At 67.5% G+C, this 17,472-nt stretch carries 17 protein-coding genes and 1 tRNA gene; 14 read left to right on the top strand and 4 right to left on the bottom strand.

The genetic code is table 11. The features are described 5' to 3' along the window. The first annotated feature begins 15 nt into the window (after positions 1-15). The 3 genes from glmM to thiD are packed head-to-tail and all read left to right on the top strand — an operon-like array spanning position 16 to position 2,389. Positions 16-1,353 (top strand): phosphoglucosamine mutase, encoded by a 1,338-nt coding sequence (gene glmM / locus VO57_004350; protein ID XBL70581.1) that lies wholly within the window; start codon positions 16-18, stop codon positions 1,351-1,353. Further along, the gene (locus VO57_004345; GenBank protein ID XBL71392.1) at positions 1,353-1,577 is read left to right on the top strand and encodes a DUF1272 domain-containing protein; all 225 of its coding nucleotides are present in this window, start codon (positions 1,353-1,355) and stop codon (positions 1,575-1,577) included. Before glmM ends, VO57_004345 begins: the two co-directional genes overlap by 1 nt. After that, positions 1,574-2,389, top strand: a complete 816-nt coding sequence (gene thiD / locus VO57_004340) for a bifunctional hydroxymethylpyrimidine kinase/phosphomethylpyrimidine kinase (GenBank protein ID XBL70580.1) — start codon at positions 1,574-1,576, stop codon at positions 2,387-2,389. Before VO57_004345 ends, thiD begins: the two co-directional genes overlap by 4 nt. A gap of 44 nt (positions 2,390-2,433) precedes the next feature. Here the strand turns inward: thiD and VO57_004335 are convergent, their stop codons facing one another. Further along, a complete protein-coding gene (locus VO57_004335) occupies positions 2,434-3,321 on the bottom strand; it encodes an LOG family protein (GenBank protein XBL70579.1) in 888 nt (295 codons plus the stop codon). Positions 3,322-3,392: 71 nt separating this feature from the next. Next, positions 3,393-3,466 (bottom strand) — tRNA-Gln (locus tag VO57_004330). Positions 3,467-3,650: 184 nt separating this feature from the next. On the opposite strand from VO57_004330, the gene VO57_004325 reads away from it, so the two are divergent. Next, the gene (locus VO57_004325; protein XBL70578.1) at positions 3,651-4,847 is read left to right on the top strand and encodes a Ppx/GppA phosphatase family protein; all 1,197 of its coding nucleotides are present in this window, start codon (positions 3,651-3,653) and stop codon (positions 4,845-4,847) included. Beyond that, positions 4,847-5,527 (top strand): RlmE family RNA methyltransferase, encoded by a 681-nt coding sequence (locus VO57_004320; protein XBL70577.1) that lies wholly within the window; start codon positions 4,847-4,849, stop codon positions 5,525-5,527. Before VO57_004325 ends, VO57_004320 begins: the two co-directional genes overlap by 1 nt. Positions 5,528-5,584: 57 nt before the next feature. Here the strand turns inward: VO57_004320 and VO57_004315 are convergent, their stop codons facing one another. Next, complete coding sequence (locus tag VO57_004315; protein ID XBL70576.1) at positions 5,585-6,280, bottom strand: c-type cytochrome; 696 nt, start codon at positions 6,278-6,280, stop codon at positions 5,585-5,587. Positions 6,281-6,445: 165 nt separating this feature from the next. On the opposite strand from VO57_004315, the gene VO57_004310 reads away from it, so the two are divergent. From VO57_004310 to VO57_004280, 7 genes are all read left to right on the top strand, one after another. After that, positions 6,446-7,078 carry a hypothetical protein gene (locus VO57_004310; GenBank protein ID XBL70575.1) on the top strand — a complete coding sequence of 211 codons (633 nt, stop codon included), beginning with the start codon at positions 6,446-6,448 and terminating at the stop codon, positions 7,076-7,078. A gap of 1 nt (position 7,079) precedes the next feature. Continuing rightward, a complete protein-coding gene (locus tag VO57_004305) occupies positions 7,080-8,375 on the top strand; it encodes a DUF4350 domain-containing protein (GenBank protein XBL70574.1) in 1,296 nt (431 codons plus the stop codon). After that, positions 8,372-9,334, top strand: a complete 963-nt coding sequence (locus VO57_004300) for a MoxR family ATPase (GenBank protein ID XBL70573.1) — start codon at positions 8,372-8,374, stop codon at positions 9,332-9,334. Before VO57_004305 ends, VO57_004300 begins: the two co-directional genes overlap by 4 nt. Before the next feature lie 4 nt (positions 9,335-9,338). Continuing rightward, positions 9,339-10,661 (top strand): DUF58 domain-containing protein, encoded by a 1,323-nt coding sequence (locus tag VO57_004295; protein ID XBL70572.1) that lies wholly within the window; start codon positions 9,339-9,341, stop codon positions 10,659-10,661. Beyond that, positions 10,658-11,722, top strand: coding sequence for a stage II sporulation protein M (locus VO57_004290; GenBank protein XBL70571.1), 1,065 nt, complete (start codon positions 10,658-10,660; stop codon positions 11,720-11,722). The genes VO57_004295 and VO57_004290 overlap by 4 nt, the downstream gene beginning before the upstream one ends. Then, positions 11,719-12,648, top strand: a complete 930-nt coding sequence (locus tag VO57_004285) for an RDD family protein (protein ID XBL70570.1) — start codon at positions 11,719-11,721, stop codon at positions 12,646-12,648. The genes VO57_004290 and VO57_004285 overlap by 4 nt, the downstream gene beginning before the upstream one ends. A gap of 76 nt (positions 12,649-12,724) precedes the next feature. Continuing rightward, positions 12,725-13,618, top strand: coding sequence for a fatty acid desaturase family protein (locus VO57_004280; GenBank protein XBL70569.1), 894 nt, complete (start codon positions 12,725-12,727; stop codon positions 13,616-13,618). Positions 13,619-13,872: 254 nt separating this feature from the next. Here the strand turns inward: VO57_004280 and VO57_004275 are convergent, their stop codons facing one another. Beyond that, positions 13,873-14,970 (bottom strand): isoaspartyl peptidase/L-asparaginase, encoded by a 1,098-nt coding sequence (locus tag VO57_004275; GenBank protein XBL70568.1) that lies wholly within the window; start codon positions 14,968-14,970, stop codon positions 13,873-13,875. 91 nt (positions 14,971-15,061) lie between these two features. Here VO57_004275 and VO57_004270 point away from each other — a divergent pair, with 91 nt between their 5' ends. Continuing rightward, positions 15,062-15,574: an N-acetyltransferase gene (locus VO57_004270; GenBank protein ID XBL70567.1), complete on the top strand. Its 513-nt coding sequence runs from the start codon at positions 15,062-15,064 to the stop codon at positions 15,572-15,574. 111 nt (positions 15,575-15,685) lie between these two features. Beyond that, on the top strand, positions 15,686-17,467 hold the full coding sequence (locus VO57_004265; protein XBL70566.1) for a DUF885 domain-containing protein: 1,782 nt from the start codon (positions 15,686-15,688) through the stop codon (positions 17,465-17,467). Positions 17,468-17,472 lie beyond the last annotated feature (5 nt).

Raw genomic sequence — 17,472 nt, 5'->3', positions numbered from 1 at the left:
GTGAAGAGCTCGATCATGGCACGCAAATACTTCGGCACCGACGGAATTCGCGGAGAGACAAACAAGGGCGCGATGACCGCGACCATGGCGATGCGCGTCGCGCAGGCGGCGGGCGCACATTTTCGCCGGGGCGACCATCGCCACCGGGTGGTGATCGGCAAGGACACGCGCCTGTCGGGCTACATGGTCGAGAACGCGCTGGTCGCGGGCTTCACCAGCATGGGCGTGAACGTGATCCAGACCGGGCCGCTGCCCACCCCCGCGATCGCGATGCTGACGCGTGAGATGCGCGCGGATCTGGGGGTGATGATCTCGGCCAGCCACAATCCCTATCAGGACAACGGCATCAAACTGTTCGGCCCCGATGGCTTCAAACTGTCGGACGAGGACGAGGCCGCGATCGAGGCGCTGATCGATCAGGAGCCCGAACTGGTGCCCGCCAGCGAGATCGGCCGCGCGCGCCGGATCGAGGATTCGCGCGGGCGCTATATCCACGCGGTCAAGCAGTCGGTCAGCGACAAGACCCGGTTCGACGATCTGAAGGTCGTAGTCGATTGCGCCAATGGCGCCGCCTATCAGGTCGCCCCCAGCGCGATCTGGGAACTGGGCGCGGAGGTCATCACGCTGGGCGTCGATCCCAACGGCACCAATATCAACGACGGGGTCGGCTCGACCTCTCTCGACGCGGTCAAGGCCAAGGTCGTGGAGACCGGCGCCGATATCGGCATTGCGCTGGATGGCGATGCGGATCGGCTGATCGTGATCGACGAGAAGGGCGAGGCGATCGACGGCGACCAGATCATGGCCTCGATCGCGACCCGCATGGCGGAAAAGGGCCAGCTGCGCGGTGGCGGCGTGGTCGCCACGGTGATGAGCAACCTCGGCCTCGAACGCTATCTGGAAGGCAAGGGTCTGACGCTGGAGCGGACCAAGGTCGGCGATCGCTATGTTCTGGGCCGGATGCGCAGCGGCGGGTTCAATGTCGGCGGCGAACAGTCGGGCCACATGATCCTGCTCGACCATGCGACCACCGGCGACGGAACGGTCGCGGCGATGCGCGTGCTCGCCAGCCTGGTCCGCTCCAACCGCCCCGCGTCGGAAGAGCTGCGGATGTTCGAGCCCGTGCCCCAGCTGCTCAAGAACGTGCGCTACGACGGGGCGAGCCCGCTCGACGCGGAAACGGTCAAGGCCGCGATCAAGGATGCGGAGCGGGCGCTGGCGGGCAAGGGGCGGCTGGTGATCCGCGCTTCGGGCACCGAGCCCCTGATCCGCGTGATGGCCGAGGGCGACGATGCGGGCGAGGTGGAACAGGTGGTCGACGCGGTGTGCGACGCGGTCAGGGCGGCCAGCTGATGCTGGACATGCGGCCCGATTGCGAACGCTGCGGTGCGGATCTGCCCGCGCCCCGGCCGGGCGCCTTCATCTGCAGCTTCGAATGCACCTACTGCGCGCAGTGCGCGGAGAGGCTGGACGACCTATGCCCCAATTGCGGAGGCGAGCTGATGGACCGCCCGACACGAACGGGCGACCTCCTCGAGAAATATCCCGCCAGCACCGAGCGCAAGTTCAAGGGATGAGCGACAAGCCCCCTCCCCGCATTCTTTCCATCGCCGGGTCCGATTCGGGCGGCGGTGCAGGGATTCAGGCCGACATCAAGACGATCACGATGCTGGGGGGCTATGCGATGACCGCGATTACCGCGATCACCGCGCAGAATTCGCGCGGGGTGCAGGGAATCACTCCGCTGAGCGGCGACTTCGTGGTCGAACAGATCGATTCCTGCCTGACCGATTTCGGCGCGGACGCGATCAAGATCGGGATGCTCCACGATGCCGGGATCATCGCCGAGGTCGCCAAGGGCCTCGCCACCCTGCCCGAGGCGCAGGGGGTGCCACTGATCCTCGACCCGGTGATGGTCGCCACCTCGGGCGCGCGGCTGCTGCGCGAAGATGCGGTGGAGATCATGCGCGAGCAGCTGTTCCCGCTAGCGACGCTGCTCACGCCCAACCTTCCCGAACTCGAAATTCTCGCCGGACGATCGCTGACCGATACCGGGCAGATCGTGGAGGCGTCGATCGCGCTGGCCGAGGCGAATGACTGCCACGTGCTCGCGAAGGGCGGGCACACGGACGATGCGCGGGTGATCGACATCCTGTGTTCGCCCGAAGGTTTCCTGATGCAGTTCGACGATGCGAAGATTGATTCGCGCCACACGCACGGCACGGGCTGCACTCTGTCCGCCGCCATCGCCACGCTGGTCGGCCACGGGCAACCGCTGCATCACGCGATCCGCCTCGCCCGCCAGTTCACCCGCGCGGCGATCGAGAACGCGCCGGGCTTCGGCGACGGCCACGGCCCGATGGGCCATCAGGCGGTGCGCAAACTGTAGAGCTGTGGGCCGGGCGTCCTAGCGACGAGAGCCGCCCGCGCCCGCTATACCTTCAGGTCGTAGAACTTGGCGATCGCCGCCCACGCCTCGTCCGCGGTCTCGCACCAGGTGATCAGGTCGAGATCGCGCGCCGAAATGGTCCCTTCCTCGGCCAGTGCCTCGAAATTGATCACCCGGCTCCAGAAATCCTCGCCGAACAGCAGGATCGGCATGGGCTTCATCTTGCCGGTCTGGATCAGCGTCAGCAGTTCGAAGAACTCGTCGAACGTGCCGAACCCGCCGGGGAACACCGCAACCGCCTTCGCGCGCAGCAGGAAGTGCATCTTGCGCAGCGCGAAGTAGTGGAACTGGAAGCTGAGATAGGGCGTGACGTAGGTATTGGGCGCCTGCTCGTGCGGCAGCACGATGTTGAGGCCGATGCTCTCGCCACCTGCGTCGCTTGCGCCGCGATTGCCCGCTTCCATGATCGACGGGCCGCCACCGGTGGTGACGACGAACTGCCGCTCGCCATTCTCAATGATCGCCTTTTCGGTGACCATCCGGGCGAGGTTGTAGGCTTCCTGATAATACTTGGCCTTGCCGATCAGGCTCCGGGTGACCTTTGCTTCATCCTCGGGCTCGCTTTCGGCGCGCTTTTCCATCGCCTCGACATCCTCGGTCGAGGGGATTCGCGCAGAGCCGTACATCACCAGCGTGCTGCCCACGCCCGCCTGATCCAGCAGCATTTCCGGCTTGAGCAGCTCAAGCTGGAAACGAACCGGGCGCAGCTCTGGCTTGAGGAGGAACTCCTCGTCGCTGAACGCCAGCTTGTAGGCCGGGTGCCGCGTCTGCGGCGTATCGAAGCTGCTGGCGCCCTCGGCGAAACCCGCCTCTTCCTGCGCCCCATAAAACCGGCGATCGTAGAGATCGCGCACACCACCATCTTTGCTCATTGAAGCGGCGATAGGCGGCAATCGCGCGCCCGGCAAGGACCGAGAACGTGTTGGGCGAATTTGGAAAAAGCTGGATGCCCCGTGAGGATTCGAACCTCAATTGACGGAGTCAGAGTCCGTAGTCTTACCATTAGACGACGGGGCAATAGCATTGCGACGGGCCCGCAGAGCGGGCGGAACACGTTCGCGAAGCGGCGCATCTAGAAAGCCGAGGCCGCAGCGTCAAGCACTCATCCGCTCAGGCCAGCCTTGCTCAAATGCGCCCAGGCGTTTAGCGTCCGGGTCAGGTGCCCGCGGGATCTCGCTGCGGGTGGATTGGAAAAGTACTTATGGCGGACTTCGCGCCGCCGGACGACAGCAAAGGGGCTTACCCGACGGAGGGCAAAATGTCCGGCGAGGTAGCAGAGAAACGCTACCACCAACCTCCGAAGCCCACGAATTCTCCCAAACGCCACCGCAAGTCCGATGGCAGGCGACGCAATAGCGCTGCCAAGCGCACTCCGGCACCGGGCCAGAAGGGCCCGCGCGGCGGGCGACAGGCCTATGCCGCGCTCGATCTGGGGACCAATAATTGCCGCCTGCTGATCGCGCGGCCATCGGGGCAGGATTTCACCGTGATCGACGCGTTCAGCCGGGTGGTACGCCTTGGCGAAGGCCTTGCCCTGTCGGGAAGGCTGTCCGACGAGGCGATGGACCGCGCGCTGGGCGCGCTGCATGTCTGCGCGGAAAAGCTGCGCCGCCGCAACGTCTTCCTCGCCCGGTCGGTCGCCACCGAAGCCTGCCGCAGGGCGGTCAACGGCGCGCAGTTCATCGATCGCGTGCGCGAGGAAACGGGCATCGTGCTCGACATCATCTCCGCGCAGGAAGAGGCACGGCTGGCGGTTCTGGGATGCCACGTCCTGCTCGAACAGGGGGACGGCCCCGCGCTGATCTTCGATATCGGCGGCGGCTCGACCGAGCTGATTCTGGTCGGCCCGGGCGAAGGCGCGATCCCGCGCATTCTCGACTGGCAGAGCGTGCCGTGGGGTGTCGTCTCGCTGACCGACACGGTGATGGGCGGCATGACTCCGGGCCAGGCCGATGACGAGCAGGGCCGGCTGGACCTCTACGCCGCGATGCGCCGGACGGTGGACGAAAGCTTCGCGCCTTTTGCCCGGCGAATCGGCGACGCTCCGTCGGCCGAGGATATCCGCCTGCTGGGCACCAGCGGCACGGTGACCACGCTCGCCAGCCTGCATCTGCAACTGCCGCATTACGATCGCCGCGCAGTCGACGGCCTGATCGTGCCGTCGCGCTCCATGCGCGACATTTCCGCGCATCTCTCCGGCCTCAGCCTGGCAGACCGGGCCAAGGTGCCGTGCATCGGCACCGACCGCGCCGAACTGGTCGTGGCGGGTTGTGCAATTCTCGAATCAATCCTCGACCTGTGGCCAGCCGAACGTCTGGGCGTTGCCGATCGCGGCATTCGCGAAGGCATTCTGCGCAGCCTCATGTCGGGCGACCTGGACCGTGGGACACGAACATAATGAGCCGTAGCCGGGGCGACCCGCAAAAGCGCGTAAAGACCGCCCGCGGGCGCACCGCATCCTCCAACCGCTGGCTGGAGCGGCAGCTGAACGACCCCTACGTGCGCGAGGCGAAGGCAGCCGGCTATCGCAGCCGCGCCGCGTTCAAGCTGATCGAGCTGGACGAGAAGTTCGGCATCCTGCGCGGGGCGGAGCGGATCGTCGATCTGGGCATCGCGCCGGGCGGCTGGTCGCAGATCGCGCAGAAGAAGCGCCCGCAGGCGACCATCGTGGGGATCGACCTGCTGCCGACCGAGCCGCTGGACGGGGTGACGATCCTGGAAATGGACTTCATGGCCGACGAAGCGCCCGAGACGATCATGGGCCACCTGGGCGGGCCGCCCGATCTGGTGATGTCGGACATGGCGGCCAACACCGTGGGCCACAAGCAGACCGATCACCTGCGCACGATGGGGCTGGTCGAAACCGCGGCCGACTTCGCGATCCAGACGCTGGCGCCCGGCGGGCAATTCCTCGCCAAGGTGCTCGCAGGCGGCACCGACGCGCAGCTGCTCGCGCTGCTCAAGAAGAATTTCAAGACGGTCAAGCACGCCAAACCGCCGGCGAGCCGCAAGGGCTCGTCGGAATGGTATGTCGTCGCTCAGGGATTCAAAGGGTCGGATTCGGGGGGCCGCGACTAGCGGCCCTCATCCGGGGGCGGGTTGCTCCGGGGCGACAGAGCGCCGCCCCGTCAGCCCTCAGCCTTCGGGATTGGTCGCGGGCGCGCTTTCGGGCACCGGCTGATCGGCGCCCATCGCGCTCGCCGCTTCGGCTTCGCCGGTTTCCGCGCCTTCCACCGCGCCGGGGCCTTCGCCCGGCGAATCGGCGTCTTCTTCACCCTCTGCAGGCTCTTCGGCTACCGGTGCGGGCAGCGGCGGGCCGCCACCATTTTCGAGCAGATAGAGGATCACGTTGGCGCGATCTTCCGCCTTGGAAAGCCCGGCGAAGCTCATCTTGGTGCCGTTGGCGAAGGCCTTCGGGCTGGTCAGCCAGGCGTCCATGTTCTCATAAGTCCAGTCGCCGCCGTGGCCCGACAGAGCCGAGCTGTAGGCGAAACCGGCGGCGTGCTTGCCGATCGGCTTGCCCAGAACGCCCCACAGATTCGGACCGATGCCGTCCGCGCCACCCTGGGCGATCGTGTGGCATGCGGTGCACTTGGCGAAGACCGCTTCGCCCGCAGACGCGCTGCCCGCGGCGAGCAGGTTGGCAAACGGCGGGCCAGCATCGGCGGCGCCTTCTTCCTCGTCCGCCTGGATGAAGAAGCCAGGTTCTGCGCCTTCGGGCAGCTCGTTATCGTCGGCATGGAAGTACATCGAGCTGATGCTCGACGCGCCAAGCGCGATGACGCCGGAAAACAGGATCCACCCGAATGCGGTGTTGCGATTGTCTTTCATCGAAATGTGCCTGGCCGTTTCTGGAATGGGAGACTGCAGGAAGGGTGCGCGCGCGATCTAGCCAGAGCGCCCGATATGCGCAAGTGCCACGCTGGCGTTGCGAAACGAACCATTCGCGAACGCGACGGCTTGCGGCCCCGTGTAGGCCATGCCAAGCCCGCCCGCGTGACGACAGGGGCAGCGACCAGTGAGGGGGCAGTGGACGCCTGGCGCGCGGTGCGCAGCGATTCGGACATCCAGTTCGCGCCCATCGCACAGCCCGATCCGCCCCAGACGCCCGAATGGCTGCGCGCGCTCGGCGAATTCCTGGTCGACCTGCTTGCCCCGGTAGCGCGACTGTTCGTTGCCGCGTGGCCGGTTCTGATGTGGGTGCTGATCGCGATCGGCGTCGCCCTGCTGGTGCTCCTGATCGTGCGGATCTTCGACATTCCGGTGCTCAAGCGGCGCAGCAAGGCGTCCGACCAGTCCGAGGATACCCTGCCCGATCGCGCCGAGGCCGAGGCGCTGCTGAGCGATGCCGACGCGCTCGCCGCGCAGGGCCGCTATGGCGAGGCGGTGCGCCTGCTGCTGGCGCGCAGCATCGGGCAGATCGCCAATCGCCGCCCCGATCTGGTCCATCCGTCCAGCACCGCGCGCGAATTGTCCCGGCTCGACGCCCTGCCCGACGCCGGTCGGCGCGCCTTCGCCGCGATCGCGCGCAGTGTGGAACGCGCACTGTTCGCGCTGGAAGACCTGACCGAGCGCGACTGGAACGAAGCGCGCGCCGCCTATGCCGACTTCGCGCTGGAGCGTGGCTGAGATGGCCGATGCACAGCCATCCGGCGCCTTCGGCAAGCGCGGCACCTTCGCGCTGGTGCTGTTCGCGGCGCTCGCCTTCGTCGCCTTCCTGTTCCTGATCGGGCGGGGCGGGCTGGAAGGCAGCGGCAATAATGGCCAGGCGCACGCGGCGGGCACCGGGCTCGCCGGATTTGCCGGGCTCACGCGCCTGCTCGAAGAAGACGGCGTGTGGGTCGAGCGGTCGCGCGATCGCGGTGCGCTGAACGATCCCGGCCTGCTGGTCCTCACCCCCCCGGCGAATATCGACGAGGAGGAATTCGCCGAGATCATCGAGCGCCGCCGGACCATCGGCCCGACAATGATCATCGCGCCCAAGTGGTTCGCGATGCCCGCGCAGGGGGACAGGAACAGCAAGCCCGGCTGGGTCCATCTGCTGGGCGCGAGCGAAGACTGGGCGATGACGATCGATGGCCGCACGCTCTCCTTCCCGCATATCGAGCTGAAGGACCGCGCCGCGCGCTGGCGCGGCCTCGGCCTGAGCGGAACCCTGCCCAGCAAGGATGCGCTGGCGGCGGTCGAAATCGAAGCGGATGACGCCGAGAACAGCGCGGGCAGCGAGAGCGGTTTCCTCGCCCCGCTGGTGGAGGATGGCGACGGTCGCATGCTCGCCGCCTACCTCGCCGACGACGGCAGCTATCTCGATGGCGATCTCTATCTCGATCCCGAAAGTGGCGACAGCGCGCCGGTCTATGGCGTGATGCTGGTCGCCGAACCCGATCTCATGAACAACTGGGGCATGGCCGAGGAAAAGCGCGCGCTGCTGGCGCTCGACCTGATCGACATTGCCCGGCAGGGGACCGACGGGCCGGTCCGCTTCGACCTGACGCTCAACGGCATGGGCGGATCGCGCAATCTGCTGACCCTCGCGTTCGAGCCGCCCTTCCTCGCCGCCACGCTGACCCTGCTGCTGGCGCTGGCCATCGCGATGTGGCGCGCCTTCGCCCGCTTCGGCCCCGCGCTGCGCCCCGCCCCCGCGATCGCCCCGGGCAAGAGCCAGCTGGTCGCCAATGGCGCGCAGGTGATCGCCCGCAGCGGCCGCATGCGCCTGCTGCGCGATCCTTACGCATCGCTGATGCGCGCGCGGATTGCCCAGCGGCTCGGCCTGCAACCGGGTGATGACGAGGGGATCGAGCGCGCACTCGCCGCGCGCGGTGCCCCCGCGCTCGACCCTGCGCTGGAGGCGCTCGCCTCGGCCAGCAACCGCAAAGACCTGCTGCGCGCCGCCCGCGCGCTCCGCGATCTCGAAAGGACCCTATGACCCAGGAACTCGAACCGCTCCGCACGCTGGCCGCCGATGTGAAGGCAGAGGTCGGCAAGGCGATCATCGGGCAGGAGGCGATGGTCGATCACCTGCTGATCGCTCTGATCGCGCAGGGCCACGTGCTGATGGAAGGCCCGCCGGGGACCGCGAAGACCTTCCTCGCGCAGTGCTTCGCGCGGGCCACGGGCCTCGATTACGGGCGCATCCAGTTCACGCCCGACCTGCTGCCGGGCGATATCCTGGGCTCCAACCTGTTCAACTTCCAGACCAGCCAGTTCATCCTGACGCGCGGCGCGATCTTTACCGAGCTGCTGCTGGCGGACGAGATCAACCGCACCCCGCCCAAGACGCAGGCCGCGCTGCTGGAGGCGATGCAGGAACGGCGCGTGACGCTGGATGGGGAGACCCACCTGCTGCCCGACCGCTTCATGGTCGTCGCGACGCAGAACCCGATCGAGAGCCAGGGCGTCTACCCGTTGCCCGAGGCGCAGCTCGATCGCTTCCTGTTCAAGCTGCTCGCCGAATATCCCAGCGAGGAGGAAGAGGCGCGGATCGTTTCGCGATTCGGCGCAGAACAGGGCCCGCCCCGGCCCGAGGCCTTCGGGATCGAGCCGGTGACGGGGCGTGACGCGCTGCAGCAGGCCATTGCCGCGGTGAAGGCGGTCACGCTCGCGCCGGAGAATGTCGATTACGTGGTCCGGCTGGTCCGCGCGACGCGCAGCCATGCCGACCTCGCCACGGGCGCAAGCCCGCGTGCCGCCGTGCTGCTGGGCAATGCCGCGCGCGTGCGCGCCGCGCTCGACGGGCGCGACTATGTGGTGCCCGACGATATCAAGGCTCTCGCCACGGCCGTGCTGCGGCACCGCCTGATCCTCTCCGCCGCCGCCGAGATCGAGGGGCGCGAGGTCGAGGGAATCGTCGACGACCTGATCGAAAGCACCGAGGCGCCGCGCTAGCACCATGGCCGCCGCCCTGCTCCCCACCATCCGCACCGCGCGGATCGTCGCGCTGGCCGCGCCGCTGGCGCTGGCGGTCGCGTTGCTCGCGCCACAGGCGTGGCTGGCGGTGCCGGTCGCGGCGGGGGTGCTGCTGGTGCTGGTGCTGATCGACGCCGCGCGGGCAGGCACGCTCGGGGAATGGACAATCGCGCATGACGGCGATGTCGAGATCGGCCAGCCTGCCCCGCTGAGCGTGTCGGCGGACATCGGCGGCACTCCGGGAGCGGTGCGCGCCGCCGTGTCGCTCGACCCGCGACTCGCGCCGGGCGGGCGCGCCGATCTGGCTCTGCGACGTAAACAGGATGTGTGGACCGCGCAGACGCAGCTGGTGCCGCAGCGTCGCGGCACCGCGCCGGTCGACACCCTGTGGTTCGCATGGGATGGCCCCTGGGGCCTCGGCAGCCGCCAGCAGCGGATCGCGCTGGAACGGGAAATCCGTGTGTGGCCCGACCTCTCGCCGATCCGCTCGCGCCCATTGCAGGCGCTGCTGCGCGATGCGGAGCTGGGCCTGATCGCCCGGCGGCGGCGCGGCGAAGGCACCCAGTTCGAAGCGCTGACCGAATACGAGGCGGGGATGGACAAGCGCCGGATCGACTGGAACGCGAGCGCCCGCCACGCCGCGCTCTATGCGCGCGAGAACGAGACCGAGCGCAACAACCAGATCGTGTTCGCCTTCGATTGCGGGCAGGCGATGTGCGAGCCGATCGACGGCGTTCCCCGGCTCGACCGGGCGATCAGCGCGGGGCTGACCGCCGCCTATGTCGCGCTCAAGGGCGGCGATCGCGCGATGCTGTTCGGCTTTGCCCGGCGCCCCGTGCTCGCCAGCCCCTTCGTTGGCGAGACGCGCGCCTTTGCGCGGTTGCAGCAGGCGGCGGCGGGGCTCGACTATCGCCAGGGGGAGGAGGCGAACTACACCCTCGCGCTCGCCACCCTTTCCGCCCGGCTCAAGCGCCGGTCGCTGGTCGTGCTGTTCTCCGACTTCAGCGACACCACTGCGGCGGAGCTGATGATCGAGAGCCTCGGGCGGCTGAGCCAGCGCCACGCGGTGGTGTTCGTCACGCTGGAAGATCGCGAGCTTGCGCAGTTCACCAATGCCGCGCCCGACAGCGTCGACGACGTCGCACGCGCGGTCACCGCCGACGCGCTTTCGCGCCAGCGCCAGCTGGTGCTCACCCGGCTACGGCGGATGGGCGTGGACGTGATCGAGGCACCTTACGACAAGCTCGGCTTCGCGGTGATCGACCGCTATCTGTCGCTGCGCACGCAGGAGGCGATCGCAGGATGAAGGCCCCCACCATCCGCAACCCCTTCGCCGCGCAGCCCCTGCCCGAACAGCCCGATATCGAGGCGGCAGCGCTCCGTTCCGACCGTTTCAGGCTGGAGCGGGAGGGCGACTGGCGGCGGCTCGAACAGATCGTCCGGCGGCTGGAACGCGGCTTCGCCTTCCGCCTGTCGGACGAGGATATCATGGACCTGCCTGTACTCTACCGGCAGGCCGCATCGAGCCTGGCTGTCGCGCGCGAAACCTCGCTCGACGCGGCGACGCTGCGCTTCCTGGAGGATCTGGTCCAGCGCGCCTGGTATCAGGTCTATGGCCCGCGCAGCGGCCTGCTGCGCTGGCTCGGCGGATTCTTCCGGGGTGGCTGGAGCCGCGCGGTGCGGGCGATCTGGCTCGACATCCTGCTCGCCTTCGCAGCCATGGCCGCCGGGGTTGCGGCAGGCTGGCTGCTGGTTGCGCGCAATGTCGAATGGTATTTCGCGCTGGTCCCCGGCTCGATGGCGGACGCCCGCGTTCCCGGTGCCAGCCGCGCGCAGCTGGCCGAAACGCTGGCGATTGCCGATGGCGCGGGCGGCCTCTCCGCCTTCGCCGCGCAGCTGTTCTACAACAATGCGAGCGTGTGCATCCTCGCCTTCGCGCTGGGCTTCGCCTTCGGCGTGCCCACGCTGCTGCTGCTGATCTACAACATGGCGCTGCTGGGCGCGATGGCGTGGCTGTACAACTCGGTCGGCCTGCTGCCCGACTTCCTTGCCTGGCTGAGCGTGCATGGCACCACCGAGCTGACCGCGATCCTTCTGGCGGGCGCGGCGGGCGTGCATGTCGGGCGGCGGATGGCCTTTCCCGGCGATGCCAGCATCCTCTCCGCGACGGCGGAGGCAGGCCGCCGCGCAGCGCTGGTGATGCTGGGCTGCGTGTTCATGCTGATCTTCGCCGCGATCCTCGAAGCCTTCCCGCGCCAGCTCGCCGGGCCGGAGGCGCGCGCGATCATCGGCGCGTTCATGGCGATCGCGTGGACAGCGCTGTTCGTGCTGGTCGGCCGCGAGCGCAAGGGAGCGAGCGCGCCATGAGTACCGCTAGCAAATCCCTCGATGCCAAGCGGCAGCGGCAGATCGTCACGCCCGAAGGCGTGCCGCTGAGCGTGACACTCGCCACGCGCGGCTCGCGCCTGATCGCGCTGATCCTCGACTATGTGATCATGTTCGTCAGCCTGTTCCTGATCGCGCTGGCGCTGCTGCTGGTCGGGATCAATCTCGACCAGCTGGACGCGCTGGGCACGGGCGCGGGCGAGTTCCTGGTGGTCGTGTTCTTCATCGTGCTGTTCCTGGCGTTCAACGGCTATTTCATCTTCTTCGAGATGGGCCCGCGCGGTGCCACGCTGGGCAAGCGGGCGGTGGGCATCAGGGTCGCCGCGCGGCCGCAGGGCCAGTCGGGCGAGCGGCTGACTGCCGAAGCGATCATCGCGCGCAACCTGCTGCGCCAGATCGAGATCTTCCTGCCGCTGACCTTCTTCAGCACCGCGGGCGAGGCAGGCTCCGGCCCCGCATGGCTGGTCGGGTCGCTGTGGTTCGCGGTGTTCATGCTGTTCCCCTTCTTCAACCGCGACGCGCTGCGCGCGGGCGACGTGGTCGCGGGGACCTGGGTGGTCGAGGCACCGCGCCGCAAGCTGGTCGAGGCGCTGTCGCTGCGGCAGGAGAGCGAGCCTGCGGCCGAGGCGGCCTATCGCTTCGGCCCGGAAGAGCTGGAGGTCTACGGCGAGTACGAGCTGCAATCGCTCGAACGCGTGCTGCGCGATGGCGATGACGAGACGCTGGCCGCGGTGCACGCCGCGATCGTGCGCAAGATCGGCTGGCAGGCAGGATCGGGGGACGAGCGTGCCTTCCTCGAATCCTTCTACACCGCGCTGCGCGCCAAGCTGGAGGCCGACATGCGCTTCGGCAAGCGCAAGGCGGACAAGCACGCCGAGGTCGACCGGGGCGGGCCACCCCTGCGCTGATAGGCCCTTCGCTGATCTCCCCCGGCTGATTGCCCGACTCGCGCCGATCCGGTATTGTCTGTGATCGGAGAGACTTATGCGACACGCCCCCGCGATCAACGATTACATCACACGCGATGAAGTCGCCGCGCTCAGCGCCAAATCGGATGCGCGCGCGGCGGCGACCGTGCTGTTTCAGGCGGGCCTCGCCGTGGCCGCCTTCGCGGTCGCGATCCTCTGGCCCAACCCGCTGACGATCCTTGCCGCGATCATCATTCTGGGCGGACGCATACAGGCCTTCGGGATCATCACCCACGACTGCGCGCACGGCGCGTTCTTCCGCACGCCGAAGCTGAATGTCCTTGTAGGCAAGTGGATCAGCGGTGCGGCGGCGCATGTCCCGCTCGATCTCTATCGCCGCTACCACCTCGACCATCACAAGTTCGCCGGCACGCCCGACGATCCGGACAAGTGGATGGTCAAATCCTACCCGGTCACGCGCGCCTCGCTGAAGCGCAAGCTGATCCGCGACATCACCGGCCAGACCGGGTTTCGCGACCTTCTTGGCGAGATCAAAAACTTCAAGTGGAGCCAGACCGGTCCGTCGGTGCTGTTCCACACGCTGCTGTTCATGGCGCTGCTCGCGGTGGGTGCGCCGTGGGCGTACCTGATGTGGTGGGCGGCGCGGATCTTCGTCTACCCGCTGACCATGAGGCTGCGGCAGATTTCCGAGCATGGCGTCGCGAAGGACCGCGATGCGATAGATGCGCGGATCAACACGGGCACCACGATCCCGCGCTGGTGGGAGGCGCTGCTGCTCAGCCCGTGCAATGTGAACTACCATCTGGAGCATCACATTTTCGCGGGCGTGCCGCCATATCGCCTCGCGCGGTTGCACCACCTGCTCAAGGAGCGCGGCTATTACCGCGAGCACGACTGCATCGCCTACGGCTTCGGCGACGTGTTGCGCCGCGCGACGCGGGCGGCCTGAACTCTCTCCCCGACAACGCAGAACCTCCCCGCTTTTCCCACAGGGACAAGTGGGGAGGGGGACCGCCGGACTGTCCTACACGCGCCGCTCGAGCTAGCATGCCGACGGCTCTTTCCCGTTGTCGTCCTCTCTCTCACCCGCGCGGCCCAGAATCCGCAAAGCGTCACCCGGAGTACCCCAAGATCTTGAGAGATATGAACTTTCTCAGGGTGACACATGGGTGACACGTGTCACCCTGCGTCATGCGGCTGCGATCACTCGCCCTCGCCGAAGATCGCGACTTCCTTGACGCCCTTGCTGGTTTCGCGGGCGCGATACATGCCCGGCGTGTTGAAGCTGAAGACGGCGGGGCCGAAAGGCGACACCACGATCACCCCGCCGTTGCCGCCCAGGTCTTTCACCTCGGCCAGCACCTCGTCCGCCACCTGCCGGACATCGTCTTCGTCCAGCCACAGCTCGCTCGCGTGCACGGCATATTCGGGAAAGCCGAGTTCGTCGCGCGGCACGCTCTCTTCCGCTTCTTCGAGCAGGTCGTTCCAGGCAAGCCGCAGCCGCGTGCAGATTTCCTGCGCCACGCCCACCCGGATGAAGTACTCGCCCGCGCCGGTGGCGGAGACCGCGCAGCTGCGGTTGTCGGCATAGGTGCCCGCGCCGATCACCGGCGCATCGCCGATCCGGCCCCAGCGCTTCCCGGTCAGCCCGCCGGTTGAGGTGCCCGCCGCCATGTTGCCTTCGAGGTCGAGCGCGACCGCGCCGACCGTGCCATATTTGTAATCGACATCGATTGCGGAAAGCTTTTCAGCTTTCAGCCGTTCGAGCGACCGCAGCCGGCTCTCGGTCCGGAACCATTCATTGGGCACCCGTACCAGATCGGTGCCGTCGGCGAAGGTCTCCGCCCCGGCACCGCTCAGGAAGACATGCCGCCCGTCGCGCATTACTTCCTGCGCGAGCAGGATCGGGTGGCGCACCGTGCCGATGCCGGTGACCGCGCCAGCGGAGCGGTCGCGCCCGTCCATCAGCGCGGCGTCGTGCTCGATCGTGCCATCCCACGTGAACACCGCACCGCGTCCGGCGTTGAACTTGGGGTCGTCTTCCATGAGGGTGATCGCGGCGGTCACCGCATCCATCGCGCTGCCGCCATCGCGCAGGATCGCCGAACCTGCTTCGAGCGCGGCATCCAGCGCGGCGCGATACTGCGCCTCCTGCTCCGGGGTCATATTGACCCGCTCGATCGTGCCCGCGCCGCCGTGGATCGCGAAGGACCAGCGCGGCTCGCCCGGCTCGTAGTCCTCCTGCGCCAGCGCCGGAGCGGTCAGAAAGCTTGCGAGTGCGAGTGCGATGATGGCGCGCATGAAAATCTCTCCTGATGCGGGCGAGACAATGCCGCGCTTGCCCCGCCCGGTCCAGCTTCCCCTGCGTGGTGGCGCGCGCTAGGCCGGTGCCATGATCCTGCGCCCCGCCATGCCCAAAGATGCACCCGCACTCGCCACGCTGGGGCGGGAGAGTTTCTGCGCGGCTTTCGAGCATCTCTACAAGCCCGAAGATCTCGCCGCCTTCCTAGAGCAGGCCTATGCGGAAAACGCCGTTGCCGGCGAGATCGCCGATGATTGCCATATCCACCGCCTCGCCGATGATGGCGAACGGCTGCTGGGTTACGTCAAGCTGCGCGCGCCCAGCGGGTATGCGGGGTATTCGGACGCGGCGAACCCGATCGCGCTCGGCCAGCTCTACACCCAGCCGAAGCTGACCGGGCAGGGCATCGGTGCCGCGCTGATGGACTGGGCGATGGCCGAGGCGCGGGAGCGCGGCCACGATGCGGTCCAGCTATCGGTGTGGAGCGAGAATTTCGGCGCTCAGCGGTTCTACCAGCGGTATGGCTTCGCCAAGATCGCGGACATAGACTTCTGGGTCGGCAATCACCGCGATGATGAATTTCTCTACGAACTCAGGCTTTAGCGGCCCGTTCGGCTGTCCGCCCCGGCCTGTCGTTCGTCGAGCCCACCCTTGCCAATCCCGGCCCGCAGGCGCACGCCTCGCCCGCAGAATATCCAGGGGGAATACCTGACCATGAAGACCTTCGCCGCCGCCATCGCGCTCGTCGCGCTGCTGCCCGCCGCACCCGCTTTCGCCCAGGCCGAAACCACGCAGAGCGCGCCCGCCCAGCCCGACTGGGTCGAGACCAGCAATGCCTACACGCAGAAACTGATCGACTTCGAAGCGCAGTTCTCTCCCGAAGGCGCCTCGTCCGCCGGGTACGATCAGTACGACGGGCAGACCTTCGACTATTCGCTCGACGCGGACGAGCGCTACGTCGCCGGAGCGAAGAAACTGAAGGCCGAATTCACCGCCGCAATGGCGCGGGAAAGCAATCCCTTCGTCAAGCAGGACCTCGCGATCCTGATCGACAATCTCGACCTCGAGATCACCGAGAGCGAGCTGAACGACAAATACATGCTCGAATGGGCCGAGCTGCCGCAGGGCATCTTCTATGCGATCGGTTCGATCCTGTCCGACCAGACGGCCGAGAGCCGCCACGACTCCGCCCTCGAACTGCTGCGCAAGTATACCGGCGTTGAGGATGGCTACGAGCCCTATACCGAGCAGGCCAAGGCCCACTTCGAAGCGAGCCGGGGCGATGGAAAGATCGGGCCGTACCGGGTCGAGGTCGAAGAATCGATCGCCAAGATCCCGACCTTCGTCGCCGGGATCCGCGAGCTGTTCGACAAGTATGACATCGACGGGGCGGACAAAGCGCTCGATGCGATGGAAACGCAGTTCACCGATTACGGCGAGTGGACCCGCGAAACCGTGCTGCCGCAAGCGCGCGACACCGCCCGCCTGCCCGAGGAACTCTACGCGCTGAACCTGCGCGATGTCGGGATCGACATGGACCCGCGCGAGGCGATGAGCCAGGCGCGCCGCGGCTTCTACGAGATCCGCGCGCAGATGGAGGCGCTCGCGCCGCAGATCGCGGAGAAGAACGGCTGGCCCGAGACGGACATGGCCGGGGTGATGAAGCGCCTGAAGCAGCAGACCATCCCCAACGACGAGATCGAGGACTTCTATCGCGGCGTGAACCGCGAACTCGAAGCCAAGGCGCGCGAGAACGACATCGTCAGCATTCCGAACACCGAGTTGCAGATGCGCGTCGCGAGCGAGGCGGAAAGTGCCGCCCAGCCCGCCCCGCACATGCGCCCGCCGCGCCTGATCGGGAACACCGGCGAACAGGGCACCTTCGTGCTCACCGTCGGAAATCCGACCGCCAGCGCGGACGACGCATACGACGATTTCAACTTCCCCGCCGCCGCCTGGACGTTGAGCGCGCACGAAGCCCGGCCCGGGCACGAGATGCAGTTCGCCGCGCTGGTCGAACAGGGCGTGTCGCTTGCCCGGATGCTTTACGCCTTCAACAGCGTGAACGTGGAAGGCTGGGCGCTTTATGCCGAAGCCGAGATGATGCCGCACGAGCCGATCGAAGGCCAGTTCATCGCCCAGCAGTTCCGCCTGCTGCGCGCGGCGCGCGCCTTCCTCGACCCCGCGCTCAACCTCGGCCTGATGAGCCGCGACGAAGCCGAATACGTGCTGCGCGAGGAAGCGCTGTTCTCGCCCGGCATGACCAAACAGGAGCTCGATCGCTACCAGTTCCGCATGCCCGGGCAGGCGGGCGCCTACTACTACGGCTACCGCAAGCTGATCGACCTGCGCGTCGAGACCGAGCTGGCGCTGGGCGAGGCGTTCGACGAGAAGGAATTCAACGACTTCCTGCTCGCCCAAGGGATCATTCCGCTGGAACTGATCGCCAAGGCGGTGCGCGAGGAATTCATCCCCGCGCACAAGCAGGCCTCCTAGGGCTG

Origin of the sequence: Citromicrobium bathyomarinum, assembly GCA_001306305.2 — a bacterium.
Classification (GTDB): Bacteria; Pseudomonadota; Alphaproteobacteria; order Sphingomonadales; family Sphingomonadaceae; genus Alteriqipengyuania; species Alteriqipengyuania bathyomarina.
The sequence above is the reverse complement of the archived record's forward strand: the minus strand, read 5'-3'. Positions and strand labels throughout refer to the sequence as shown.